Source organism: Caldifermentibacillus hisashii (assembly GCF_039654145.1).
Classification (GTDB): domain Bacteria; phylum Bacillota; class Bacilli; order Bacillales; family Caldibacillaceae; genus Caldifermentibacillus; species Caldifermentibacillus hisashii.
This window is the reverse complement of the sequence record NZ_CP155467.1, coordinates 763,161-787,610: the sequence shown is the minus strand read 5'-3', so window position 1 is coordinate 787,610 and position 24,450 is coordinate 763,161. Positions and strand designations below refer to the sequence as shown.

Here is a 24,450-nt window from a genome sequence, read left to right as displayed (position 1 = left end):
GGTGACAGTAGTGTCAATTATTTTGATTCCGCACTCATGCCATATTTAATGATTTCTTTTAACCCTTTTACCCATTGTTGATGAGGTACTCCAAAATGATTAGGAATCGCAACGGCTTGAAAAATATATCCCAAGATTAATGGATTAGGAAGTTGTTGTTTAATTTTTTGTTCTTTCTTTCCAGCCGTAATCAAGTCATCGAGATAATGATACATTTCCAGGTGAAGATGCTCTAATGTCCTTTGGTTCTCTGCCACTTTTTCATTATTTTTATCCATCATCTGTTTGCCAATTTCAATAAGCTGGTGGATGGAGGTATTTTCAAACATAATGTTAAACAAGTAATCGAATTGTGCATCAAAATTCGGATACGCATCTATTTTCTTTAAATCGTTCATAAAAGTGTTCATTTCATTAATCATGAACTCGGTAATCAGTTCATCTTTATTGTCATAATATTTATATATTGTCCCTCTGGCCACGTCCAAGTACTCTGCCAACAAACTAAAAGTAAACGCTTCGTACCCGTGTTCAAGAAGTAATATTTTGACAGCTTGAAAGATTTCATCTCTTGTAAATTTCCGTTCTCTTGCCATCGACTTACCCCCCTTATATCTAGTATAAGGGAAAACAAGAACGAGAAAAAGGGTTGGAAATCGTAATAAATTTTCATATTACTTTTTAGGATACGACTATTTTTTAAAATAATTCATTATCTTAGTAAGAATTCTGTAGTATAAGTATTTTTTGGTTAACAGGGGATTCCCAACATAAATTGACATTTTTTCCAAAGTAATAGTTGGTTAACCACCAAAACCTTTCAAAAAATTTACATTCAAACCTCAATATTTTTTACCAGACAAGGATATTTTTAATAATCCTGAAGCCCCAGAAAATCTGTTAACTTAGTTGAATATAACGGTATTTAGATGAGAATTGTAGCCAACTTATCAAAATAACTGAATCTTCAATTGCTACCTCCTGTATTTTGGGCATTTTCACCCTTGACTGAAAAACTTATTTTTTCAGTTATGAGAAGCATTCTTTTGGTTATTCCAATTGCAGTTATTGAATTTGATTCAGTACATCCTACAAGAATTTTTGTTACTCAAAACTCGATGATATTTTGAAGTCAAGTGAACTGGCTGATTTCACAACTTTTCTTACCACTTTAATTTACCGAGAACGTATCGTATCAATCTGCATGTTTTTTTGACCTTCTGGAAAACAAAGAGTTCGTACCAGTCTCACCATCAAAGGCGACCAATGGATGAAAACCTATTGTGTCATAATAAGTATTATACGCCGAAGATTCTTGATCCCCATTGTATCCGGATGAGTCAAATCCAAGTCGACAAAAAACTCTTTCGATAATTTTCTGTTAATAATTCAGGGTAATCTAATCTAATTTATATTTTTCAACTTCATTTAATGCTTCTAATAATTTGCTGCTAATTGATTCGCCTTCTTTAATATGATCGACAATGATTTTATTGGTCTCTTTGAATAAATCAGCAGCTGTTTTAAATTTATTGATCACATCTTCACTTGTTTCTTGCTGGATTTCGATAATTTTTATTATTTGCTGTACCTCTTCTTTGACATTATTGATAATCGATAAAAGTTTACTGATTTCTTCATTCGTTTGCAGATTCGCTTTTACGCCTTGATTGATCAGGTCGTTGCTACGTGCGCTATTGGTGTTGGCTTGCAAAATTTCTAATTGAATTTTTTTCGTTAAATCATTGATGTTTTTTGTACTCTCTTTTGTGTTTTCAGCCAGCTTCCTGATTTCTGAAGCAACAACGGCAAAACCTTTCCCCTGTTCCCCCGCTCTTGATGCTTCAATGGAGGCATTTAAGGCAAGAAGATTGATATTTTCCGAAATACTACTAATAACGCCTACGATTTCTTCAATTTGACGTGAACTTTCGCTTAATTGATGCATGCTTTGCAATGTTACGTTTGCTTGGTTTCCTAAATCATCAATGATCGCTTTTACTTGGTCAATTGAGTTTTTGCCTCGCCCAGAGACGTTAACCATCGAATCGGTGGATGTAATCAAGGAATTGCCTTTTTTAATCATTTGGACCGAATTTTCATGGTTTCTGACCGTACTTTCCTCAACTCGTTGATATTCGTTGTTGATTTTTTCCACCATATTCATAATGACATGATGTTCGTCATTAACTTTTTCATTTGCTTCCATCGTTGACAATAGTTCTTTATGGATATTATTTAAAAAGATTTGAAAGGCATCTTCTTTCTCATCTAATTTTCGGTTTAAGTCATCGATTTTTTGTTTTAATAAGTTGATGTCTTCTTGCTTTGGTTTCTGTCTAGTAAACATTAAGACACTCCCTTTTTATTAGTAGATAATTATTATCTTAGCATAAAATCCTCTGATATGATTTTTCCTATTTATTATAATTTATTTAGCTTACTCCGCAAAAAATGATGCCTCTATTAGGCATCATTTTTCTGTAACAAACGTCTCCGCGGCACATTTGGCTGCGAGAGATTTCTATCATTTTATTAAACTTCTACTGTCGCTTGAACGGTGTCGCCGGAAGTTTCCTCTTCAAGATCATCAACTTGAATTTGTGAAGAAACAATGGTTGCAATGACATCTTCGTCCTCATGATTGATTATGATATTGCGATAATGGTTACGAATATCACCAACCTTAATTGTATGACCAATTTCCAGATTAGTAACATCGACTTCAATTGTTTCCGGAATATTTTGTGGGGTCGCTTTAATGTTCAGTTCATGAATTGATTGTTGGACAACACCGCCAACTTCAACACCTTTAGCAGTTCCTTTTAATAAGACAGGAACTTTTGCATGGATTTCACTTGACATACTTACATGGAGAAAATCTACATGAATAAGATGTTGATTAATTGGATCTGCTTGATATTCTCCAAGAATCACAGTTTCTACTTTTCCATCGACATCGAGGGAGATTAATGCATTTCTGCCATGTTCATTAATTATTTTCAGCAATTCTCTTTTTTTCACAGCAATCGGTTTCGTTTCTTCATGTTTGCCATAAACCACTGCCGGAATCATTCCTCGACTCCTTATTTTGTGCAATGCTGAACTTCTAAAATCCTTTCGTACTTCTGCGACTATTGTATTACTCATTTCCTGTCACCTTCCGATATAAGATTTTAGACATAGGTATAAATTTTGCTTTATAGGAATGTCTAAGGATTGTGTAATTATATACACTTATTTCTTTATTATAGTAAAGGATGCCGCCGGTTTCAAATATTTGACATTTCTTAACACAAACCCATCAATCCTTCACATTGAAAGAGACTGCTTGAAATCACCATTTGCGGGCTTTCCAATGTTCAATAAGTCTTTTTTATTTTTGTTTTTGGTTGGAATTTCAAACTATTTCTTCCTCTTTTGATTTCACATAAAAAACTTCCGTCGAGACAAGCATGAATTCAATAACTTGTTTTGCCATATATTCCGGCGGGGTTGAAAAATCTTCTTCAATCCAACGAATAATCATTCCTGCGATTCCATGGGAAAGAAAAATATATAACCATTTCGTGTCAAGGATTGTATCTTTCTCGGGGTGTCTGCCTAAAATCTGATGTTGAGTAATTTAATATTCACTTCTTTTAGTTCTCTAATAGTGTTTTTTGATATTAAAGCATTTCCCGCAACTCTTCCAACTCTGTAAGCTCTACATCTGAAATTACTTTGATTCCGTTTCTTTTTAATAAAGCAGAAGTCACTCCATTGCCAGGTACCTTTTTGCCGATAAATTCTCCGTTATAAATCATTGAACTTCCGCATGAAGGACTATTTTCTTTCAACACAACAGTTGTGATCTTCATCTTTTGTACCAGTTTTAATGTCTCATATGCGCCTTTTATATACATATCGGTTACATCTTTTCCTAACCGATCTACCACTTTTGCCCGGCCATCCAATACATCGAAGCCATCACCTTGAATGATTTCGGCAGGGATCCTTGGTATTGGAAGACCTCCTAATAGTTCCGGACAAGCTGTGATAGCGCGGTTCTCATCTACTAACCTCTTGATTATGTCACGAAGGCAATGTTTCCCGTCATAACGAACTTCTAGTCCTGCCAAACATGAACTAACTAAAATCATTGATATTCAACCCCGTGTTATTATGTTAATATTAAAAAAATTGGTTAGTTTCCCATACCACTTTTGAATGGTCCGATCCAACTAAAAAGCAAAATGACACCAAAGACAAGTTCTCCCAAAAAACGTTAAACGCAACCAACAAGCCAAAAAGTAATGTATACTTTGTGCCAACCACTAACTGTTCAAAAATACTATATCATATTAATCCGAGCCAAATAGAAACAGTTCTGTCGGAGCATACCGTGGCGCATCTATTAATGCTATCCCCCCATACCTTCATAAAGTTGTTTTTCCGGCAATAATCATACAATCGTCATCACAAATTGTTTTTGCAGTTGTAATGGCTTGCATGATTTCATTATTCGTTACACCTGTTTGCGGATTTCCTGTTAGGCAAATGAAATCGACGCCTAACTCTTTTGCCCTTTTTAAAGAATCAGCCGTTGAAATTCGTCCGGTTGGTAATAATTTTTGTAAAGTTTCTGCGGGTAACGCATGAACATCAACGGGTTCAAGATTAATTCCAACCGGTCTCCCAAGCAGTACCTTCAATTTTCTTATCAAATTTTCAGCCGGTACATCCTCGAGCCCCATAATCCGCGGAGCATTGATATCAAACATGTTCAATAAAATCATGTCAGCTCTAAAAGCGGCTGCATATTCCGCATTGGTTAAACCGGGATATAACGGTGTGGCTGTACAAACGATTTCCGCAATCATCGTTCTTCCTTCTGCCGCTTCAATAGACGCTTTTAAATCTTTACCGTTCATTTTTGTGAAATCTGAGGCAAGGCAATTTAATATTCGCTTCACAACCGTGCAACTCCTTTACTTTTTTAATTTTTAGAGAATGATAGCTTCAGTTTGATTATACTACTTTGACAATCCATGTATTGGGAAGTAATTACAGATTCTCGCAAAGAACTGCGGAATAGAAAGTTCTCTTCAGCAAAAAAGCACGTAATTGTTGAACACGTTATTAAACAGAGGCGGTCAAGTTCAGCTTATAATCTTTGAGCATATTTACGATTACAAACTGCCGGAACATTGGAAACATATATTAATTAATCATTGAAATATCAGCTGAGGTGGACAGCATTTTTTTCATCAAAACAATTTTAACTTGAATTTCATTTGGCTTATGGATTACTTCTTCATCATAAATTTCGTAACCTAATGATTGATATAGTTGGATATTTCTTGAACTAGCAGCCGAATTTTACAAGATAATGTCGGAATACCATTGTTCGCAGCATATCTTTCCAATGATCTAAGTAATTCTTTCGCCATTCCGCGCCCTTGCATTTCAGGAATAACGGAAAGTCTAAAGAAATAAATTTTGTTATTTTTATTTGGAATCGAACAATCGCTACCAGTTTTTCTTCAACATAACCAATCAAGCACTGTTCATCGTTTTTTAAAGCGGTTGAAATCGATTGAACGGTTTCATCTAAAGCACCCGATGGCGGTATTACCTCTTTGTATTCCATAAACTCTCTAATCATTATTTCATGAATAACCGGCGCATCGGAAACCTCTGCAATTTTTACTTCCATGGACGAGTCAAACCTTTCGTAATTAATTCTTTTCTAACTTTTGAATCGCTTCTCCCTATATCTTTGTTTTGCTCTTTCATATCCATTTGATTTCTCCCGTGAAGAAACCATTTTCGTCCTCTGTGGTGAGCTTGGAAATTATATGGGTGACTATGGTAATGAGAACGGGACTCTCGTCGCCAAAAAATGATGTTTCTCACCTCAAAATGGTGACGAGAACGGGGCTCGTCGCCAAAATAGTGCATTTTTCGCCTCAAAACGGTGACGAGATTAGGTTTCGTCGCCAAAATTGAGAGGTTTTCGACCAAAAATGACGACGAGATTAGGTTTCGTCGCCAAAAATATGAGATTTTCGACCAAAAACGGTGACGAGAACAAGCCTCGTCGCCGGTATAGGAAAATGTAGCTTGTTCAAAGTCTATCCTTCCCTTTTCAATCGTTTCCTCAGGTTGCCAATCGTTCCAAGTCACGTTATCATTTGCTGCAAAAACTTCAGCGATTCGCGAAGTTGAAGCCTTTGCCCGAACAAACATATTAAACACCATGGAAATCATCATTAAAGATGTGGCCATTTGCGTCATATAATTCATAAAAGCAATAATATGACCAACTTGCATCGTCCCATTGTTTACACCAAAACCGCCAAGCCATAAAATAAAAACAATGCCAAAGTTAACTGTTAACAAAATAGCCGGACTAAAGATGGACATAATTCGAATCGAGGAAGTCGTTCTTTCCTGAAGTTCGTCATTTGCTCCACTGAACTTATCGATTTCAAACTGAAACCTGTTAAACGCCTTTACCACCCGCACACCGGATAAATATTCCCTCATAATGCCGTTCACAAGGTCAAGGGCTTTTTGAACTTTCATAAACAAAGGAAAACCGAGTCGCATGTTGAAAATAATTAAAATAATAACGATAGGTACAACCACAGCCAATACAATAGAGAGCTCGGGATCGAGTCGAACAGCCATAATCAAAGCACCAAGTGCCAATAGCGGGGCTTTCACAAAAATCCTCATTAAACCATTAATAAAATTCTGCACTTGAGTTACATCGTTGGTAAGTCTTGTGATGAGAGAAGCCCGATCAAATTGATTGATGCTTTGGAAAGAGAGTCCCTGAATTTTCCAAAACAAATCCGATCGTAACTCTGCCCCAAAGTTTTGTGATACGACGCTTGCCAAGGTACTCCGTAATGAAGCAGCCACAGCACCGCAAGCTGTAATCAATAGCATAAATCCTCCCATCTTCAGCACATAATGCAGGTCTCTTGAAGCCACCCCAACATCAATAATTTTTGACATAATCGTTGGTTGCATTAAATCACAGAACGCCTCAATCATCAAAAAGAAAACAGCCGTACAAAAAAGCTTCCAATACTTTTTTGCATACTTACCTAAAAAATGCATCCATAAATCCACCTTTATTTTCCTAGTTGCTGCTATTATTTTACCATTAATTCAAATTATTTAGGTTATAATTATTTTCTTTTATACGCTTTTATTGAAAAAAATTAGGAGATTAGGGGACAGGTTCCTTGTCCCACTTTTCTTGTGTAGAGGGGGCCGACATCCATATGAAAAACTTGCACAATGAGGGGTAAATTAAGCGATTTTGACTAAGAGCCTCTGCCAAAATAAAAAATATACCCTTGAGCGAGGCTCTGGAAAATTAATTATCTCGTTTTTTGCCTTTTCTTCCAGATTTTTAAATTTAATAAAAATAAAATGGCTATTTTTCTCCAAAAAAGGGCATACGTATCCTGCCTTCACAAAATGGGTTTTTTTCACTGCCCTTTGTGGAAAGGAGACGCTGCATTTGACTTATTCACATATCCACCTGTGAATAACTTAATTCAGTCGATGGCGTGTCCATCCACAATTGGCCTTTCCTGTCTGATGATACGCCATATTTGCCATGATATGCATAGATATCATGCAACGATCCACATGCGCTTCAACTGCCTGTTTTCCACGCTTGTGAACACGACGGAGACTATATCCGTCTTTTAGAATGCCAAAGATTCGTTCGATGATCGTTCTGGCACTATATAACACTTTAAATTTCCGCCCATGTTGGGGCAACTCGACGTCTACTTGAGGCGCTTGATCAAAGTCCAGCCGAAATACTCTTCCTTGTGCTGCCCCATTACAACATTCCACGTGATTCGACAGCGGGCAGGTGAGTCCTTCTTGCCTAGCATTTGGATGAAATACAGGACAAGTGTAAATATATTGCCCCTTTTCCCGATCAGATCCTCTAAGGTCCATTTTATGTTCACTGATACAGATGGGGGTGCCGTACCGATTGATTTTTTCAATTCCCCGGGCGGAAGTTGGTTTATCTTTACGGTTCCGTGGGTTGATGGGTGCCACCAATTTCGCCTGTAATACGTCCTTTGTCACTTTTTGATTTTCCGGCGTTTGGTAGATTCCATCTGCCAAGATAAAGTCCAACTGCTCAGCCATCTCGGGGTGCTCCGCCTTAAACGTCTCCAATGTCGTTTCTAATGTTTTCCCATCAGGTGTATTTCCTTTGAATACTTCCCGCGTCAAAGGCAAGCCGGATTTCACCCCGCATACCATTGATAATTTATGCGCAATATAGGAGACTGCATTGCTTTTACGCATCACCCCTGCGTTATCATCTGTAAGGATTCTGGGGCAATCGCAATCACCTTTGCAAGAACACGTCTTCCTTGTTTTATTCAACGTTGCTTCTGCCTCTATATGTGATGTATCCACGGCGACTGCTTTCTCAAAAGTTTCAACCACGCCTTCCCTTTTATTATATTCAACCACCAATAGCCGGGCTTTTTCCCAAAGATCATTTGTTGTCATGATTTGATCAAAGCGAGCAAAGGAACGGTAGCTCGGAATTTTCTCCGTAAATCCACACATGGCGGCAAATAGCGGGTTTGATTTCACTTGTAAATAGACACTTTCAACCATCACTTCAATATATTGTAAAGAGGCCAGTTCAAAAGCACGAAAAAAGGGCATGAAAGGATGCGGTTTTCTCCCGGCAGGAGAGGAATGAAATAAGGAAGACGTAGACTTATCTTCTTCCTCCGGTATTGAAAATAGTGCTGGTTGTATTTCATTAAAATGATCATGTGCTCTTTCCTTTTTTAGGTGCAAATATAAAAAGGTGTAGTAATCTCGTTCAACCGGTTTAAAAATCTCCCATGGAAAACACATGGCCGGAATGACAAAGGGTATATCGGCATAGTCTTGCCAATTGTGGGGAATCAAATTTTGTTGTATTGATAAATCTCTGGTTTGTGTTAGAATAGAAGTAGTCATGAAATCACTCCTTGGATACTGGATATTGGGTAGTACTTATATCTTACCAAAGGAGTGACTTTCATGGCACTTTTTTTTCAAAAATAATTATGTTTTTCCATTTTACAATATTTACCAGGGGAATGAGTAGCCTAATCTATTAAAACTCGTCTAAAACCGACTGAAATGGAAAAATTCAGATATTGATAATAAGCGAATTTATCCACTGAAATTAAAACTCACCATTTTTTCTTTTATACTTGTCATAATATTCGTGCAAATACCTTTTTCTATAGTGGAATAAATCCACGATCTTTAATTGTCTGACTGCCTACTGCTTCAGGAGATACAGCATTTTGGCAAAGGCTCTAAGAGATTGTTCATTTTTCAACTTGCTTATTTTCAAGGTAGGTTCCACTTCTCACTTTCTGTTAAAGAACTTGTTCAAAAAGAACGCTATTATTTTTGAAAAGAACCACTTTATTACGATGTTTTTGGCGTTACAATCTGATTTTTCAGAAAATAACTACTCTATTCCAATATTTTTGGCGTGATGCAGTCCTTTTTGCTGTTCAGGTGAAATAGAACACATTGTATTCTTATATTTCCTGTAATAAATTCCTCTTCAGGAAAACTGGGGACACTGCTGTACGTTAAAGCTTGGGTTGAACCTCGTCCTCCAGTTATCTCCTATCGATCCACTGTACCTGTCCCCTTAACCCACTGTCCTTAGAAAAGAATATTTTTCCACCGATTTTCATATGAAGCTGCTGCAAATGTATTTTGATCGGCATACATGCGAATCACATCTTTTATTTCTTCAGGAAAGTACTTAGCATTTCGATTGTTGGCAAGACTTTCATATCCGCTTCCTCGTTGTAAGTAGTCTGAGCTTGATACAGAATACCATGATTCCTCTTCCATGACCCGACCACCAATCCGAACTTCTATAATCTCCTTTCCATCATGAACGACCTCTCCCCCCGAAATATGTAACTTCCCGAGAAATCTTCCGCGGAATCCAGGACCTCGACCGTCTTCCAAACATTTTTGCGAATCGAGGGATTGTTGAAGGGCCGCTTTCAAGAATTTCCCCTGTATTTCAAAATAAGTTGGGTTTAAAGGCGATGGGCAAACTTCAATCAACTTCTTCTTTGATACATCATGAAAAATCCCAGCATTACAAATCCCACTATTGATTAAACCGATATCGCATTGAAGCATATCTCTTAATCCATCGGCTATTAAGTTTGTTAATGGATTTTCTTCTACCACATCATGCCAAAGCGGCTGATGAAGGGTATAGAGTGGCTGACTGAGAACTCGAATTGCTTTTTCTTTGTTCGTCCCTAAAATTGATAAAATTTCCGCATCCTTTTCCACATGTTGGGTTGCAATCGATTCTGACCGCAATAAAATAATCGTCCGGCTTTCCACTTCAACTTCAAGAACCCCCACATGTTCTCCGTAATTACCTGCACTATTGATAATCGTGTTGTTGATAATTTTTGCTTCTGGAAAGAGTTTATGATCATGTGCGGAAATAATGATGTCGATTTCCGGAATTTCCTCTGCAAGCACTTCATCAACGAACGTTCCGAGATGACTTAACAAAAGACAAAGGTCATACTTGCCTTTATTTCTATGGATTTCTTCAAGGATAACTTCTTTATAAGGTGTGATGGCAATACCCAGTCCATCACAAAATACTCCTAAGTCTGGGGATGCTCCGGTAATTAATATGCGAAGTCCATTTTTAGAAATAATTGTACTTGAACAAACACCGTGAATAGGTGTACGATCCTTCTTTAACAAGTTATTGCTTATAAAAGGGAACGAACTGGAACCGGCCATATACTCGAGAGTCTGTACACCGTTGAACATCTCGTTATTCCCAATCGTTAATGCATCGTAACCCACCGATTCTAGTAGTTCAACGGCAGCTATACCTCTAGTTCCCTGTAACTCTATACTTTTAAAATCAGCAAAATCGCCGCCATCAAGTAAAAGTGTATGATCATTCTTCAGCTGTTTAATCAGTGTAGCTGCCTTGGCAAAATTGTCAAAATTACTATGTACATCATTTGTATGTATAATTGTTAGTTTCATTGGCTCCTCCGATTTTTATAGTCCTTCATAGGTAATTATTTCAAATTTTCATAAACTATACAATCCTTCAGTAGAAGTTGATTCGGAGTTTTTTCCAGTAAGACACCATACTCTAACCAATGGATTAAGAGAAATAATACAAGCTAAAAATGTATTACCAGTATTTCTATTGATTTGGATCCATAAAAACCTTTCAAAATAATATGATTATTAAATTATACCATGTTAATTATTGCACATTTCAAAGAAAAAAGTTATAATTTACCATAGAATCCATAAATTTACAGGGTTCACTAAATAAATAGACTAGCTATGTTTAAAGGGGACGATACACATGAAAATAAAAGCGGCAACATTATATAAGGCAAAAGGAGACTTTATATTTGAGGAAGTGGAGCTTCAAGAACCAAAAGCAAATGAAGTTTTAATAAAAATCGTTGCATCTGGCGTTTGCCATACAGATTCTGTCGTACGTGAACAATTTATCCCGGTCCCACTCCCTGCTGTGCTCGGCCATGAAGGAGCTGGAATTGTTGAAAAAGTCGGGGCAAATGTAACAACGGTTCAACCCGGCGATCATGTGGCATTATCTTTTTCTTCCTGTGGACATTGTGAAAACTGTCTTTCCGGGCATCCAAGCAGTTGCGATCACTTAAATGATTTTAATTTTGGTGGAATCATGAATGATGGCTCAAAGCGAATTCATAAACATGATATTGAATTTTCAACATTCTTTGGTCAATCCTCTTTTGCAACGTATGCAGTCTCCCATGAAAGAAATGTTGTAAAAATTGATAAGGACGTTGATCTTCGGCTAATGGCTCCACTAGGTTGTGGCATCCAAACAGGAAGTGGAACGGTTCTAAATAAATTAAGACCTGAATTCGGTTCAACGATTGCCGTTTATGGCGCAGGGGCTGTTGGTTTAAGTGCAATTATGGCTGCAAAAATTGTCGGTTGTTCAACGATTATTGCTGTCGATATTCATGATGATCGTCTTGAATTAGCGAAAGAATTAGGTGCCACACATGTGATTAATGGTTCAAAAGTAGATACAGTAGCGGAAGTAAGAAGCATTACTGGTCGTGGAACCCATTACGCAGTCGATTCCACTGGTGTTCCGGCGGTGACTCGCCAAGCTCTAAATGGTTTAAGAAGCATGGGAACATTAGCTGTTGTCGGTGCCACCGGTGACTTAACTATTAATGTTCAAGAAGAATTGATGGGTGAAGGTAAATCAATGATTGGTGTGATTGAAGGAGACGCTGTACCACAAACATTCATCCCGAAATTGGTTCAATTTTATAAAGAAGGGAAATTCCCATTCGATAAATTAATCAATTTCTATCAATTTGAAGAGCTTGAAAAAGCATTTGAAGACTCGAAAACCGGAAAAACAATCAAACCGGTTGTTGTCATGCCTGAATAAATCGGTAGTAGGGCTAGTACTATTAAGCCAACACTATTTACCAATTACAGAAGTTGTCATGCCGAATTAATCGGTGGTATGGCTATTTTTAAAATGGTGCTGTCCAATACAATAACAGAGAGCTAGGCACCCAAGTACAAAATATAGGAACTCAGCGGAAAATGAATTCTATCTTGCAAAAATTTTGGGTGCCAGGCACTTGTTGGACAGCACTACTTAAGAAAAAATACGGCCCTTTACCAATCAAACAAAGAGTCTATTCTTTTTAATTACTCTCTTTCCCTAGCTTTTTGCGTATCTCGCACATTTTTTTGAACAGTGATTGCCGCAAATAAGCTTAAAATAAAGGCCATGCCATAAAAACCTTTTTCACTTAACGTAATACTCCCTGCATTATATAAACCAATCGCCATTAATGAAATGGCAATAATCATCGCAAACCAGCTAATCCCAAAATAAATACTTGTAACGGGAACCCCTTCTTCTTTATCCCTGACCGCTTTTTGCAGAGAAACAGCAGCATACAACCCAAACACTAAAACAGAAAAATAGTACCCTTTCTCATTTAACTGCATGGATGCATTGTACAAGCCGATTAAATAAGCGACGATTCCTAACAACAACGCTCCCCATGACGCCCCTTTAAATGCAGCAGTCGGTTCTCCTTCTCTTCTTTCGTATTTATTACGCGGTTGTTTCTCTGTCTCCAAGTTGTACTCTTGATTTTCTGACATACTCCTTCCCCCTTGTAAAAGACTCCCTTCCACCTTTTAAAACTCCCTTTTATCCGAAATGGAAAATAAGTAATCCATAAAGTCCTGCCTTAATTTTGCAAAATAACTTTATACAACATTATACAGCACCTGTTTCATTATTACTTTCAAAAAGTTTCTGATATTCATATTTCAATTCTACATTTAGTATATGTCGAAAAATCACGTATAATGTAGGTGAAGAGTAAATTTCGCAAACGCTAGAAAATATTACATAAAAAGGATGTATGAGATGTTTTATTTAGTTCCGTTAATGCTTGAAAAGGTTGGAATTATTCTTATTGCCCTATTTCTCCTTTCACAAATAAAATCTTTCCGGCAAATTGTTCAAAGAGAGCATACTCGTCAAGATAAAATAATGCTCATCATTCTTTTTGGCGCTTTTGGAGTATTCAGCAATTATACCGGGATTGAAATTAACCATACATCCATTGAGCATGCGGGATGGTATTCAGGTATCGATCAGGAAAGCGCCATTGCCAATACGCGGGTTTTAGGTGTCGTTATTGGCGGCTTGCTTGGCGGACCCGCAGTCGGAGTGGGTGCCGGATTTATTGCTGGACTTCATCGTTATTTACTTGGCGGGTTTACAGCCTTTTCCTGTTCCGTTTCTACCATTTTAGCAGGAGTGGTTTCCGGCTATTTAGGCGCAAAAAGGAAAAAAATCATGGAAGGTTTTGCTGTCGCAATCGGGATGACTTTAGAATTGGTTCAAATGCTGGTTATTTTAGCTACCGCCAAACCATTTGAAAAAGCGCTGGAACTCGTTCAACTCATTGGTATTCCAATGATTTCGGTCAATGGACTTGGTATGATGCTGTTTATGCATATTATCCATTTAATGAAACGCGAAGAAGAGCGAACACTGGCCAATCAAACAGATAAGGTTTTCTCGATTGCCGATCAAACACTCCCTTATTTTCGACAAGGATTAAATGTGGAATCATGTGAACAAATTTGCAAACTAATTTTAAATATGACCGATGCGGATGCAGTTGCCATTACAGATAACCAAATTGTTCTTTCTCATGTAGGTATGGCTTCAGATCATCATACACCGATGTCGAAGCCGGAAACAGCTTTAACGAGAAAGGTTCTTGAAAGCGGAAAAATTTTTGTTGCCACTTCCAAGGAAGATATTGCCTGTCATCATAAAGATTGCCCGCTGGAGGCCGCCATTGTTATTCCTTTGCAAGTAAAAAACAGGGTCGCCGGAACATTAAAAATGTATTACAAAGATCCGGAAAAATTAGATCAAATTCAACGCCAATTAGCTACAGGTTTAGCCAGCTTATTTTCCACACAATTGGAACTTGTCGAAGCGGAAAGACAAACAAAATTATTGAAAGATGCAAAAATTAAAGCATTGCAGGCCCAAATTCATCCACATTTTCTTTTTAATAGTTTGAATACAATTTCTGCCCTTTGCCGAACGGATCCTGAAAAAGCAAGGGAGTTATTGTTAGAATTAAGTTCTTTTTTTCGTGGAAATCTTCAAGGAGCCGGACAACTATTTGTCCCGCTAAAAACGGAAATTGAAAATGTAAAAGCTTATCTATCATTGGTGCAAGCGCGTTTTCCGGACAAATACCGAATCCATTTTCAAATCGAACCGAATCTTGAAAAAATACCAATACCTCCGTTCCTTTTACAGCCTATTGTTGAAAATTCAATCAACTACGGATTTCCGGGCAGTAAACAGAAAGGAGAAATCAACATTCGCATCTTTACGGAACAACAAAAATTATTGATTGTCATTGAAGACAACGGGAAGGGAATACCCAAGGAGAAGTTAGCAGTTTTAGGTACACAAATTGTCGATTCCAAAAAAGGAAGCGGAACTGCCATATTTCATATCTGTCAACGGTTAAAAGGGATTTATGGTGACAGGGCTTATTTAACCCTTGACAGTAAAGAAAACCAAGGAACGAGCACAACGATATCAATACCAATCAACAGCCATTCAAGTATTGAGTCGCACTGAGTCTCTTATAATCTCACTGATAGGAAGGATAATGATAAAGATGTTGACTGCCTATATCGTGGACGATGAACCGTTAGCACGGGATGAATTAAAATATTTACTTTATCGAACGAAAAAAGTGAAAGTGTTGGGCGATAGCGACAATATTGAAGAAGCAATAGCTGATATCATCATTTTAAAACCCGACCTAGTATTTCTTGATATTGAATTGGATGAAGAAAGTGGGCTGGATCTGGCAAAGCATCTGGAAAATGTTGACCCAACTCCGGCCATTATTTTCGCAACGGCCTATGATGAATACGCTCTACAAGCATTTGAAGCAAATACCTTCGATTATATCCTTAAACCATTTGATGAGAAGCGGATAGAAAAAACATTGGATAAATTCATGAACCTTCAAAAGATCGCAAAAGAAGAAATGCCGTCTTCAAATGAATTAACAAATGACTATAATGGAAGATTTCCAATTATTGTCGATGACCGGATTGTCCTTCTATCTCATGATGATATCATTTATTTAGAAACATCCGATGGAAAAGTGAAAATTAAAACAGTCGATCATGAATACAAGGTTGACGAAACATTGGTAAGTTTGGAGAAAAAGTTACATAGCAAAAAATTCCTTCGTGTTCATCGAAGCTTTATTGTTAATATGGAATATATTACTGAAATTCAGCCGTGGTTTAATTCGACTTACAATCTGGTAATGAAGGACCAATCAAAAGTTCCTGTAAGCCGGACATATGTAAAAGACTTGAAAAATCATATTGGCTTTTAAATCAATGTTTGTCGAATTGTTTACAAATTAATATTAGATTTTGTCATTCAGCATTCAAAATCTGTTTCTCATCCCCCATTTCTTGCACATTAAATTGAAAACACGGAGAATTCGCTTTCAATTTGTATAATTAGTAACGTAAAAGAAATTGAGTGGGGAGGTTTTACGATGAATGCGGTTTCAATTGTTATCGGTTCTGTTTGTATATTATTAATAGCCTATCGATTATACGGGACTTTCATGGCATCAAAAGTATTAAAAATTGATGAACTGGAAGACGAAAAAGTCCCAACACCTTCGCAAAAATTTAATGATGGCAGGGATTATGTGCCAACAAATAAATGGGTTACGTTTGGTCACCATTTTGCCGCAATTGCAGCAGCAGGTCCGTTAGTTGGCCCGGTTTTGGCGGCTCAATTTGGTTATTTGCCGTCCTTATTATGGCTGCTAATTGGTGCCGTCATTGGCGGAGCTGTCCATGACCTTGTTGTTTTATTCTGTTCAATGCGAAGAGATGGTAAATCATTTTCAGAAGTTGCCAAAGAAGAATTAGGTCCTGTCGCCGGTTTTTGTACAGGTTTAGCTATGTTATTTATTATAACAATTACAATGGCAGGGCTTTCACTCGTAGTCTTACATGCACTGGAAAGAAATCCTTGGGGAACTTTTGCAGTCGGTATCACAATCCCGATTGCCATGGGCGTTGGCTTATACCATAGAAAAACAGGTAATTTAAAACTTGCTACAATTGTTGGTTTTACGTTAATTATGGTAGCGGTCGTATTTGGGCATTACTTAAATGGTACATGGTTAGGCGATCTTTTGACATTTGATACGAAAACACTTGCTATTATTTTACCTATTTATGCTTTCTTTGCAGCTGCTTTACCGGTTTGGCTGTTATTACAACCGCGGGATTATTTAAGCACGTTCATGAAAGTCGGGGTATTTGCCGCACTTATTATTGGGGTCATTGCCATTAATCCATCTATTGAATTCCCGGCTTTTACGAATTTTTTAGGAGGGGGACCTGTTGTTGCCGGTCCTGTATGGCCATTTGTTTCCATTACGATTGCTTGCGGAGCGATTTCAGGATTCCACGTTTTCGTTGGTTCCGGTACTACACCGAAAATGCTGAATCGTTGGAAAGATGCAAAGCCGGTTGCATTTGGCGCTATGCTTGTAGAATGTATTGTTGCAGTTATGGCTTTAGTAGCAGCTGTTTCCTTAGAGCCGGCTGACTATTTCGCCATCAATTCATCACCGGAAAAATATGCAGAATTAGGAATGGAACCGGTCCATTTGGCACACCTTGAAGACGAAGTAAATATGGATCTTGAAGGAAGAACAGGCGGGGCTGTTACACTTGCTGTTGGGATGACCTACATTTTTAAAGCAGTACCAATATTTGAAAATTTAGCAGCCTACTTCTATCAATTTGTTATTCTTTTTGAAGCAGTCTTTATTTTAACGGCCATTGATGCGGGAACAAGAACAGCACGTTATTTAATTCAAGACTTCTTTGGAAATTTTATCAAACCGCTTAAACGGATGGATTCGATCTGGGCAAACATTACGGCAAGTGCCATTGCCTGTTTTGCATGGGGATATTTGCTATTCTCGGGTGACATCAGTTCTGTTTGGGCCCTGTTCGGTGTATCCAATCAATTAATGGCATCAATCGGATTAATTATTGGAGCAACCGTTATTCTGAAAATTGCCGATAAACGCTGGTATATGTTGACTTGTCTAATTCCACTCATTTATCTGTATGTTACCGTAAATGTCGCAGGATTTTGGATGATTAAAAACGTCTACTTAAATTCGGCAAATGCAGGCTATAATGTGATCAACGGTGTGCTATCCGTAATTATGCTCGTTCTCGGTATTGTCATTATGGTTTCAGCCATTACAAAATGGGCGCAGTTATGGAAGATCCCTCAACCGGAATTAGTAAAGAGATCGAAATCGGAAGTTGCCTAATAAAGTGATTTTCCATCATTGGGGGTTTTCTCCTATCCCCAATGATGGTTCATCGCTTTTTCTCTTCTTTGGGAAAAATTATTTACTGGTTTCTTCTGGTTTTACTTGTTTTTGAAAGATGTATGTGTAAGACGGTTTCCTTCTAATACACTCGATGTCGGTACTACATCTTTGTATTCCATAACACCTTCATGGATAATCGGCGCATTGGAAACCTCTGCCATTTTTACTTTCATTGATGAATCAAACCTTTCGTATTTACATTCCATCAAAACTTACATTTCCGTCAGCTCTTTCCTTAACTTCTGAATCGCTTCTCTTATTTCTTCATTGTGTTCTTTCGTATTCATTTCATTTCTTGCATGGAGTAATACGGGGCGAACCGATTCGATTGAACGTCCGAACTGGTACATCCATTCATATCTTGGTACCATCCAAGTATGAAAATGGTGCGTAGTGTCTTCATTATAAAAATTATAAACATATTCAATTCCCAAAACATTTCTCTGAGCTTTACGAATTTTGGTCAATACCGTTATATAATCCATTTTTTCTTCTTCGGTCATTTCGTCAAAACTGGTAAAATGCCGCTTGGATGCAAGGATTACCAAACCTTTAATTGGATAGGCAACATCTTGGTGTGCATGAAAATATTCCGATTCGGTAATAACTTGCGCGTCCGGTTCCATCACTCCACTTGTTAGCGCACAACTTAAACATTCAACTTCAACGGTTTGTCCATTCGATAAGATAATTTTTCTCATAAAATCTCCTTGTGGGTTTTATAATTTTTTTTCAAAACAAATGAAGTCCCCTTTACGAAACGTGACGAATCCGCGCCTTTCATAACCGTGCTTTTCATATAATCTACACGCGCCTTTGTTTTCTGTAAAGGAATCTAAGCGGATAGCCGAGTAGTTATTTTGTTTTCCAAACAGCTCGGCAAAGTTTAATAGCTTAGTTGCAATACCCGCTCCTTGAAATTTCGGATCCACGCATAGCCGGTGGATAACCAAGATTTTATCTCCGTTATACTTCCAGGGAATGGTTTCATATTCTTCATCTTGATACTCATTTAATGTAATGACGCCTTTTATGACCGTATCCTCGGAAGCCACATAAACCTCCCTGTCCAAAATATCTTCCGTCACAACTTCTTCATTTGGATAAGTTTGATCCCATTGATTGATTCCTTGTGAACTCATATCTATTACTACATTTTTTATAATTGAAAGAATGGCTTTCTTATCATCTAGTTGCGCTAGTCTAATTTCCACCGAAAACCCACCTTATTTATATAAAATATTTTTATTATTTTATCATAAGCGGATGTTAAGAAACAGTTGTTTTCAATTTGTATATGAAAAAGTTTAAAGTATACTATCTTTATAGGTATCAATTGTTTAAAAAGCAGGATGGAATAATAAAAATATATCATTCAATTTTGGAACTGATTGGTCATACAACGATTGTAAAAAGCGGTCTTCTCGCCGGGACATATCGGGGATTTCTGCTAAAGCTAGGGAACATTAGCGAAAAAACCTTAAAACTTGCAGACTTAAACACATGCACAAAGATTTGGTTGATTAATAGCGTAAGAAAATGGGTCGAGGTTGAACGAATCGAAAGTAAGTGAGGATAAGGTCTCGTGGACGATTTGGCATATTTCTAAACCCATTTTGTCCACGAGATTGCTTCAATTTTTTATCTATTATCCATCTTTTCACTTGTAGTTTCTTTGGTAAATCTTACTCAGCTGCCATTGCTTCAGCTTTCGTCGCGTGAACGGTTCCGCGTGGATGTTGTGGTGGTGCATAAATTGAATACAATTTCAGCGGGACATTCCCGGTATTAATCACATTATGCCAAGTACCGGCCGGGACCATTATCGCCGAATCATCGTGTATTCTTCTCACATAATTCAAGTTATTACGATTTCTTCCCATGCGAACAACACCTTGACCTTGTTCTACACGTAAAAATTGATCGACTTCCGGGTGAATTTCCAAACCTATATCTTCCCCTACCTTCAAACTCATCAATGTCACCTGTAAATGATTACCGGTCCAGAGGGCTGTTCGGAAGGTGTTGTTTCGCTTCGTAACTTCCTCGATATCCACCACAAACGGTTCCGGCCCGTAATCTCTGATGGACGTCTGATTGTTCACTCTTTGTGCCTGATATTGAGGGTTACCATTCGAATCGGTTCCATAAAAAGGCAACTCACGATAAGAATTTATCGGTACATTGACATAATAAGGAGGTGGACAACAATAGGAAACATAGTAATACATGTTCTCATTCCCTTCAAATATTTTCAAAGTATCCTATGCAAAATACCCAGTTAATGTACTTTACAAAAGGAAAGAGAATGAGCTTCCAGTATGTAATTCGATCAATGTTTTAAAGAATAACTTGCCTTGAAAAACTTTACTTTAATATCCTTGAGAGACGTCTAAACAATTATATTTCATAAATTTCAATCGGTAGGCCATCCGGATCTGCAAAAAATGTAAATCGTTTACCGGTAAGCTCGTCAATTCGGATCGGTTCAACGTCTATGCCTTTGTTTTCCAACTCTGTTTTCCATTCTTCCACCGACACAACGGCAAATGCCAAATGTCTAAGACCGGCTGCTTCCGGATAACTTGGTCGCTTTGGCGGATTTGGAAAAGAAAACAACTCTATTTGACTATTCGCCCCAACAGCTAAATCAAGTTTATATGAGTCCCGTTCTTTCCGATAAGTTTCTTGAATGATTGGAAGACCAAGTATTTTGGTATAAAAATGTTTTGACTTTTCATAGTCGGAACAAATAATCGCTACATGATGAATAAATTCCAGTTTCATACTAATACCTCCGAGTAATTTATACTGTTCAATTATAACAAAGAACCCTTTACCCGAGCGAATTTCCCGGGAAAAGGTGGCTTGTTGCATAAAGAGGCGTCTGCTCATATTTGCCAACACGTTTGCTTTCAAAAACATATCATCCCAAGAATTTTTTCACTCTTGGGATTATGTTGATTAAGTTGGGCGAAATTGGTTAGTTCCATCATCCTTTCACTGAACCGGCCAACAGTCCGCGGACAAAATATTTGCCAAGGAAGATATACACGAGCAATGTCGGTAACGCGGCAATGAGAGCACCGGCCATCTGTACATTCCATTGAACGATTTGGCTGCCGGACAGGTTCTGCAGGGCGACCATGATTGGCTGCTGATCGGACTGGGTAATTGTTGCCGCAAATAAAAATTCATTCCAAATATTCGTAAACTGCCAAATCCCGACTACCACAAATCCGGAAATCGACAGCGGCAAAATCATATAGCGAAAAATCCCTAAAAATCCGGCTCCGTCCATTTTTGCCGATTCAATCATTTCATCGGGAATATTCGCATAAAAATTGCGGAACATCAATGTCGTAATCGGAATTCCGTAGACAACATGCACGAAAACAAGACCGGTTATTGTATTATACAAACCCATTTCCCGTAAAAATTGAATAAGCGGGATTAAAATACTTTGATAAGGAATAAACATACCAAACAAAATCCCCGTAAATACTATCTCCGAGCCTTTAAACTTCCATTTCGATATTACATAGCCATTCATTGCCCCTAATAGAGCAGATATTATGGTTGCAGGTATAACTAAATAAAAGGAATTCAACAAGTTTGGAGCCAATTTTCCAAATGCCTCGCTGTAACTGGAAAAATCAAGTGCTGACGGCAGTGACCACATGTCTGCTAAGTTTACTTCATCAAGCGGTTTGACACTTGTCACTAGCATGACATAAACCGGGATTAAAAAGAAGAAACTGAATAAAATTAAAACAATATATAAAAGGGGACGGCGAATTTTTGAAATACCCATTACGATTCCCCCTTTCGATTACTCCATAAATACGGAACGATAAAGATGGCAACACTTAACAGCATAATTATCGCAATGGCTGCACCGTTTGCATAATAATTTCCGCGGAACGTTGTTTCAAACATATTAACCCCCGGAACATCGGTAACAAAATTTGCCCCCGGACCGGTCATCGCATATATTAAATCAAAAATTTTCAGCGAGATATGGGCCATCATAATAATGACACTGACCGTAATCGGCTTCAATAATGGGATAATAATTTTTCGATAAAGCTGAAATTCTGTACAGCCATCCATCCTGGCCGCTTCCCGTATATCATCGGGAATCCCTCTTAACCCGGCCAAATACATGGCAAGAGCAAAACCGGTCATTTGCCAAACTGCCGCAATGACTACCGCTATAATGGCAACCGGCAGACCAAATTCAATTTTCCCCCATTCAAATCCGGCTAAAATATTTGTATCTGTGTACCATTTCGGTTCAATCCCAAAATTTTTCAAAAAAAGATTAATGCCGGTCGACGGGTTTAAAATCCATTGCCAAACGACCCCGGTTACAACAAATGATAAAGCCATCGGGAAAAAGAAAATATTGCGAAAGATGGATTCCCCACGAACAAGTTTCTGATCGAGCAAAATCGCCAATCCCATTCCTAAAATGATAACCAAAGCGATAAATAATACGGTAAAGGCAAGTGTATTGCGCAAATCAGCTTGAAAGCGGAAATCATTCAATAAATAATGGTAATTTTTCATTCCGGCAAAAGAAAAATCAGGTACGATCGTATTCCAATTACTAACCGATACATATCCCGTCCAACCAATAAATCCATATACAAAAATAGCGATTAATATAACTGATGGTGTTAAGAAAAGAATGGACTTCCAGCGATCTGTTGTTAGCTTTTTTCTTTTCTTTACTTGCACAATCGGTTGCTGATTTACATGTACAGTTTTTGCGGGTTCCATATCCACCCCTCCTCTGCATGACTTCTTAACTATGTTTCGGACGATTCGATTTGCATTAAAAACAAAAAACATCCCGTTTTGCCTAAATTTACCGATTATTTTTACAAAGTTCTTTTTAAAATTTATTTATTCTTCCTACCGCATGACTTCTTGATTTTTTTATGCAAAGGTTGCCTCCATAAATATCATTCAAAATATCCTTGAATGGAAAATGGGGGATGATTGCCCCCCATTTTCTTCCGTCCGATCTATTTCAACTCTTGTGCGGCTGTCTCCAGTGCATTAATAAATTGATCAACATCTTTTTGGGTAACAAAAATATTTACAGCTTGGTTCACTCTTGTTAAAAATCCTTCCGGTGCAGCCGAACCGTGGGCCAGACTAGGCGTCAGTTTGCTTGCTTTGAAATCGTCCATCGCAGCTTTACCGTATTCATCATATTTTGATACTTCCGCATCAATACGTGCAGGGATGGAACCTTTTAACGGATTAAATGCATCTTGACCTTCCACCGACCCAAGTACACCTAAAAATTTCTTGACATCGTCCGGATTTTTTACACCTTTAGGTAAACCAAATGTATCGGTAATGACCATAAAATATCCGTCTGTTTCGGGAGTTACCACATAGCCAAAGTCTTCATTTACTTTCAATTTCAAGTCATTAACAAAATACCCTTTTGCCCAGTCTCCCATAATATTCATGGCCGCTTCACCGTTTGCAACTAATTGGGAAGCGTCTTGCCAGTTACGGGAACTATGATCATCATTAATATACCCGATCATTTTAGCGAAAATTTCTGCCGACTTTACAACCCGATCATCTTTAAAGGAGATATCACCTGTCCAAAGTTTTTTATAATCATCCGGACCGAGTTTTGCCAGTAAAATATTTTCAAAAATATGAGTAGCTGTCCATGGCTCTTTATCTCCAAGTGCCAATGGTGTAATTCCTTTATCTTTCAATTGTTCACTAACCGCAAAAAACTCATCGAACGTGGCAGGCGGTTGCAAACCATTTTCTTCAAATATTTTTTTGTTATACCATAAAACATTACTTCTATGGATATTTACCGGTACAGAGTAGATCTTTCCATCCTTACTGACCATATCAATTAAATCTTGCGGGAATTTATCATTCCAGCCTTCACTCTCATATAAATCGTTCAACGGTTCCATTTTCCCCGCTGCAACCCAGCTGGCATTCAATTCTTCCCCACCGTGAACTTGGAAAGTGGAAGGCGGATCATTTCCTTGCATCCGGCTGGCCAATACAGCTTTTGCATTTGTTCCTGCACCACCGGCTACAGCAGCATTTTCAACCTTTATATCCGGATACTCTTCACTAAATAAATCCAATAATGCCAACAAACCGTCCTCTTCACCGGCCCCTGTCCACCAGCTAAAAATTTCTAACTTTGCTGCTTTAGAACTTTCCTTATTGTTTTTCCCATCGCCTGAGCCGGTGCTTTTTTCCGAATTGTTGCAAGCCGCCAGCGCGAACGAAACAACGAGCAAGAAAGCTAACAATATACGAAACTTTTTCATTCTTTCTCCCC

At 37.9% G+C, this 24,450-nt stretch carries 24 protein-coding genes and 2 pseudogenes; 5 read left to right on the top strand and 21 right to left on the bottom strand.

All coding sequences use genetic code 11. The annotated features are described in order from the left end of the window. Positions 1-17: 17 nt before the first annotated feature. The 12 genes and pseudogenes from NSQ14_RS03760 to NSQ14_RS03705 form a co-directional block, all read right to left on the bottom strand. The gene (locus NSQ14_RS03760) at positions 18-596 is read right to left on the bottom strand and encodes a TetR/AcrR family transcriptional regulator (RefSeq protein ID WP_216408719.1); all 579 of its coding nucleotides are present in this window, start codon (positions 594-596) and stop codon (positions 18-20) included. A gap of 508 nt (positions 597-1,104) precedes the next feature. Further along, positions 1,105-1,242, bottom strand: a pseudogene (locus tag NSQ14_RS03755) (IS1380 family transposase); the annotation flags it as partial. Beyond that, positions 1,241-1,371: pseudogene (locus NSQ14_RS03750) on the bottom strand (transposase); the annotation flags it as partial. The pseudogenes NSQ14_RS03750 and NSQ14_RS03755, both read right to left, overlap by 2 nt. Before the next feature lie 28 nt (positions 1,372-1,399). Beyond that, positions 1,400-2,350: a methyl-accepting chemotaxis protein gene (locus tag NSQ14_RS03745; protein ID WP_041845818.1), complete on the bottom strand. Its 951-nt coding sequence runs from the start codon at positions 2,348-2,350 to the stop codon at positions 1,400-1,402. A 185-nt stretch (positions 2,351-2,535) separates the two neighbouring features. Further along, positions 2,536-3,150, bottom strand: a complete 615-nt coding sequence (locus NSQ14_RS03740; RefSeq protein ID WP_034768245.1) for a 50S ribosomal protein L25/general stress protein Ctc — start codon at positions 3,148-3,150, stop codon at positions 2,536-2,538. Positions 3,151-3,400: 250 nt separating this feature from the next. After that, the gene (locus NSQ14_RS03735) at positions 3,401-3,580 is read right to left on the bottom strand and encodes a TetR-like C-terminal domain-containing protein (RefSeq protein WP_268755843.1); all 180 of its coding nucleotides are present in this window, start codon (positions 3,578-3,580) and stop codon (positions 3,401-3,403) included. 88 nt (positions 3,581-3,668) lie between these two features. Then, positions 3,669-4,142: a DUF523 domain-containing protein gene (locus tag NSQ14_RS03730; protein WP_095141436.1), complete on the bottom strand. Its 474-nt coding sequence runs from the start codon at positions 4,140-4,142 to the stop codon at positions 3,669-3,671. Positions 4,143-4,418: 276 nt separating this feature from the next. After that, positions 4,419-4,955: a hypothetical protein gene (locus NSQ14_RS03725; RefSeq protein WP_346216891.1), complete on the bottom strand. Its 537-nt coding sequence runs from the start codon at positions 4,953-4,955 to the stop codon at positions 4,419-4,421. A 360-nt stretch (positions 4,956-5,315) separates the two neighbouring features. Next, entirely contained in the window at positions 5,316-5,447 is a 132-nt protein-coding gene (locus NSQ14_RS03720; RefSeq protein ID WP_328188002.1) for a hypothetical protein, read from the bottom strand. Positions 5,448-5,688: 241 nt separating this feature from the next. Next, the gene (locus tag NSQ14_RS03715; RefSeq protein WP_346216890.1) at positions 5,689-7,113 is read right to left on the bottom strand and encodes an ABC transporter permease; all 1,425 of its coding nucleotides are present in this window, start codon (positions 7,111-7,113) and stop codon (positions 5,689-5,691) included. A 441-nt stretch (positions 7,114-7,554) separates the two neighbouring features. After that, on the bottom strand, positions 7,555-9,009 hold the full coding sequence (locus tag NSQ14_RS03710) for a transposase (RefSeq protein ID WP_041845943.1): 1,455 nt from the start codon (positions 9,007-9,009) through the stop codon (positions 7,555-7,557). Between the two features lie 708 nt (positions 9,010-9,717). Further along, on the bottom strand, positions 9,718-11,097 hold the full coding sequence (locus NSQ14_RS03705) for a bifunctional metallophosphatase/5'-nucleotidase (protein WP_346216889.1): 1,380 nt from the start codon (positions 11,095-11,097) through the stop codon (positions 9,718-9,720). Positions 11,098-11,431: 334 nt separating this feature from the next. Here NSQ14_RS03705 and NSQ14_RS03700 point away from each other — a divergent pair, with 334 nt between their 5' ends. Then, the gene (locus NSQ14_RS03700; protein WP_346216888.1) at positions 11,432-12,526 is read left to right on the top strand and encodes an NAD(P)-dependent alcohol dehydrogenase; all 1,095 of its coding nucleotides are present in this window, start codon (positions 11,432-11,434) and stop codon (positions 12,524-12,526) included. A gap of 269 nt (positions 12,527-12,795) precedes the next feature. Here the strand turns inward: NSQ14_RS03700 and yiaA are convergent, their stop codons facing one another. Further along, positions 12,796-13,260 carry an inner membrane protein YiaA gene (yiaA, locus tag NSQ14_RS03695; RefSeq protein WP_216408701.1) on the bottom strand — a complete coding sequence of 155 codons (465 nt, stop codon included), beginning with the start codon at positions 13,258-13,260 and terminating at the stop codon, positions 12,796-12,798. 271 nt (positions 13,261-13,531) lie between these two features. On the opposite strand from yiaA, the gene NSQ14_RS03690 reads away from it, so the two are divergent. The 3 genes from NSQ14_RS03690 to NSQ14_RS03680 all read left to right on the top strand — a co-directional run bounded on the left by NSQ14_RS03690 (position 13,532) and on the right by NSQ14_RS03680 (position 18,044). Continuing rightward, complete coding sequence (locus NSQ14_RS03690) at positions 13,532-15,283, top strand: sensor histidine kinase (protein ID WP_346216887.1); 1,752 nt, start codon at positions 13,532-13,534, stop codon at positions 15,281-15,283. A gap of 40 nt (positions 15,284-15,323) precedes the next feature. Then, positions 15,324-16,061, top strand: a complete 738-nt coding sequence (locus NSQ14_RS03685) for a LytTR family DNA-binding domain-containing protein (protein WP_346216886.1) — start codon at positions 15,324-15,326, stop codon at positions 16,059-16,061. Positions 16,062-16,229: 168 nt separating this feature from the next. Continuing rightward, entirely contained in the window at positions 16,230-18,044 is a 1,815-nt protein-coding gene (locus NSQ14_RS03680) for a carbon starvation CstA family protein (protein ID WP_041845871.1), read from the top strand. 101 nt (positions 18,045-18,145) lie between these two features. Here NSQ14_RS03680 and NSQ14_RS03675 read toward each other — a convergent pair whose 3' ends face one another. Genes NSQ14_RS03675 through NSQ14_RS03665 form a run of 3 tightly spaced genes read right to left on the bottom strand, consistent with a single transcriptional unit; the run spans position 18,146 to position 19,321 of the window. Then, positions 18,146-18,280 carry a hypothetical protein gene (locus NSQ14_RS03675; protein WP_268754504.1) on the bottom strand — a complete coding sequence of 45 codons (135 nt, stop codon included), beginning with the start codon at positions 18,278-18,280 and terminating at the stop codon, positions 18,146-18,148. Positions 18,281-18,319: 39 nt separating this feature from the next. Next, positions 18,320-18,808, bottom strand: coding sequence for a diadenosine tetraphosphate hydrolase (locus tag NSQ14_RS03670; protein WP_346216885.1), 489 nt, complete (start codon positions 18,806-18,808; stop codon positions 18,320-18,322). A gap of 18 nt (positions 18,809-18,826) precedes the next feature. Next, entirely contained in the window at positions 18,827-19,321 is a 495-nt protein-coding gene (locus NSQ14_RS03665) for a GNAT family N-acetyltransferase (protein WP_346207022.1), read from the bottom strand. Between the two features lie 83 nt (positions 19,322-19,404). Here NSQ14_RS03665 and NSQ14_RS03660 point away from each other — a divergent pair, with 83 nt between their 5' ends. Then, entirely contained in the window at positions 19,405-19,680 is a 276-nt protein-coding gene (locus tag NSQ14_RS03660; protein ID WP_346207290.1) for an aminotransferase class IV, read from the top strand. A 112-nt stretch (positions 19,681-19,792) separates the two neighbouring features. Here the strand turns inward: NSQ14_RS03660 and NSQ14_RS03655 are convergent, their stop codons facing one another. The 5 genes from NSQ14_RS03655 to NSQ14_RS03635 all read right to left on the bottom strand — a co-directional run bounded on the left by NSQ14_RS03655 (position 19,793) and on the right by NSQ14_RS03635 (position 24,439). Further along, positions 19,793-20,338 carry a cupin domain-containing protein gene (locus NSQ14_RS03655; RefSeq protein ID WP_346216884.1) on the bottom strand — a complete coding sequence of 182 codons (546 nt, stop codon included), beginning with the start codon at positions 20,336-20,338 and terminating at the stop codon, positions 19,793-19,795. Positions 20,339-20,507: 169 nt separating this feature from the next. Further along, a complete protein-coding gene (gene gloA2, locus NSQ14_RS03650) occupies positions 20,508-20,894 on the bottom strand; it encodes an SMU1112c/YaeR family gloxylase I-like metalloprotein (RefSeq protein WP_034768249.1) in 387 nt (128 codons plus the stop codon). 205 nt (positions 20,895-21,099) lie between these two features. Beyond that, positions 21,100-21,921, bottom strand: coding sequence for a carbohydrate ABC transporter permease (locus NSQ14_RS03645; RefSeq protein ID WP_095142345.1), 822 nt, complete (start codon positions 21,919-21,921; stop codon positions 21,100-21,102). Further along, a complete protein-coding gene (locus NSQ14_RS03640) occupies positions 21,921-22,892 on the bottom strand; it encodes a carbohydrate ABC transporter permease (protein ID WP_095142346.1) in 972 nt (323 codons plus the stop codon). Before NSQ14_RS03640 ends, NSQ14_RS03645 begins: the two co-directional genes overlap by 1 nt. Positions 22,893-23,140: 248 nt before the next feature. Then, positions 23,141-24,439 carry an ABC transporter substrate-binding protein gene (locus NSQ14_RS03635; protein WP_095142347.1) on the bottom strand — a complete coding sequence of 433 codons (1,299 nt, stop codon included), beginning with the start codon at positions 24,437-24,439 and terminating at the stop codon, positions 23,141-23,143. Between the last annotated feature and the right edge of the window lie 11 nt (positions 24,440-24,450).

Coding starts and splice junctions, on each gene's coding strand:
- NSQ14_RS03655 (WP_346216884.1), bottom strand. CDS start 20,338: ATGTATTACTATGTTTCCTATTGTTGTCCACCTCCTTATTATGTCAAT.
- NSQ14_RS03715 (WP_346216890.1), bottom strand. CDS start 7,113: ATGCATTTTTTAGGTAAGTATGCAAAAAAGTATTGGAAGCTTTTTTGT.
- NSQ14_RS03685 (WP_346216886.1), top strand. CDS start 15,324: ATGTTGACTGCCTATATCGTGGACGATGAACCGTTAGCACGGGATGAA.
- NSQ14_RS03740 (WP_034768245.1), bottom strand. CDS start 3,150: ATGAGTAATACAATAGTCGCAGAAGTACGAAAGGATTTTAGAAGTTCA.
- gloA2 (WP_034768249.1), bottom strand. CDS start 20,894: ATGAAACTGGAATTTATTCATCATGTAGCGATTATTTGTTCCGACTAT.
- NSQ14_RS03720 (WP_328188002.1), bottom strand. CDS start 5,447: ATGCAAGGGCGCGGAATGGCGAAAGAATTACTTAGATCATTGGAAAGA.
- NSQ14_RS03730 (WP_095141436.1), bottom strand. CDS start 4,142: ATGATTTTAGTTAGTTCATGTTTGGCAGGACTAGAAGTTCGTTATGAC.
- NSQ14_RS03670 (WP_346216885.1), bottom strand. CDS start 18,808: ATGAGAAAAATTATCTTATCGAATGGACAAACCGTTGAAGTTGAATGT.
- NSQ14_RS03640 (WP_095142346.1), bottom strand. CDS start 22,892: ATGGAACCCGCAAAAACTGTACATGTAAATCAGCAACCGATTGTGCAA.
- NSQ14_RS03705 (WP_346216889.1), bottom strand. CDS start 11,097: ATGAAACTAACAATTATACATACAAATGATGTACATAGTAATTTTGAC.
- NSQ14_RS03675 (WP_268754504.1), bottom strand. CDS start 18,280: ATGAAAGTAAAAATGGCAGAGGTTTCCAATGCGCCGATTATCCATGAA.
- NSQ14_RS03660 (WP_346207290.1), top strand. CDS start 19,405: ATGAAAAAGTTTAAAGTATACTATCTTTATAGGTATCAATTGTTTAAA.
- NSQ14_RS03690 (WP_346216887.1), top strand. CDS start 13,532: ATGTTTTATTTAGTTCCGTTAATGCTTGAAAAGGTTGGAATTATTCTT.
- NSQ14_RS03760 (WP_216408719.1), bottom strand. CDS start 596: ATGGCAAGAGAACGGAAATTTACAAGAGATGAAATCTTTCAAGCTGTC.
- NSQ14_RS03745 (WP_041845818.1), bottom strand. CDS start 2,350: ATGTTTACTAGACAGAAACCAAAGCAAGAAGACATCAACTTATTAAAA.
- NSQ14_RS03645 (WP_095142345.1), bottom strand. CDS start 21,921: ATGGGTATTTCAAAAATTCGCCGTCCCCTTTTATATATTGTTTTAATT.
- NSQ14_RS03680 (WP_041845871.1), top strand. CDS start 16,230: ATGAATGCGGTTTCAATTGTTATCGGTTCTGTTTGTATATTATTAATA.
- NSQ14_RS03710 (WP_041845943.1), bottom strand. CDS start 9,009: ATGACTACTTCTATTCTAACACAAACCAGAGATTTATCAATACAACAA.
- NSQ14_RS03700 (WP_346216888.1), top strand. CDS start 11,432: ATGAAAATAAAAGCGGCAACATTATATAAGGCAAAAGGAGACTTTATA.
- yiaA (WP_216408701.1), bottom strand. CDS start 13,260: ATGTCAGAAAATCAAGAGTACAACTTGGAGACAGAGAAACAACCGCGT.
- NSQ14_RS03635 (WP_095142347.1), bottom strand. CDS start 24,439: ATGAAAAAGTTTCGTATATTGTTAGCTTTCTTGCTCGTTGTTTCGTTC.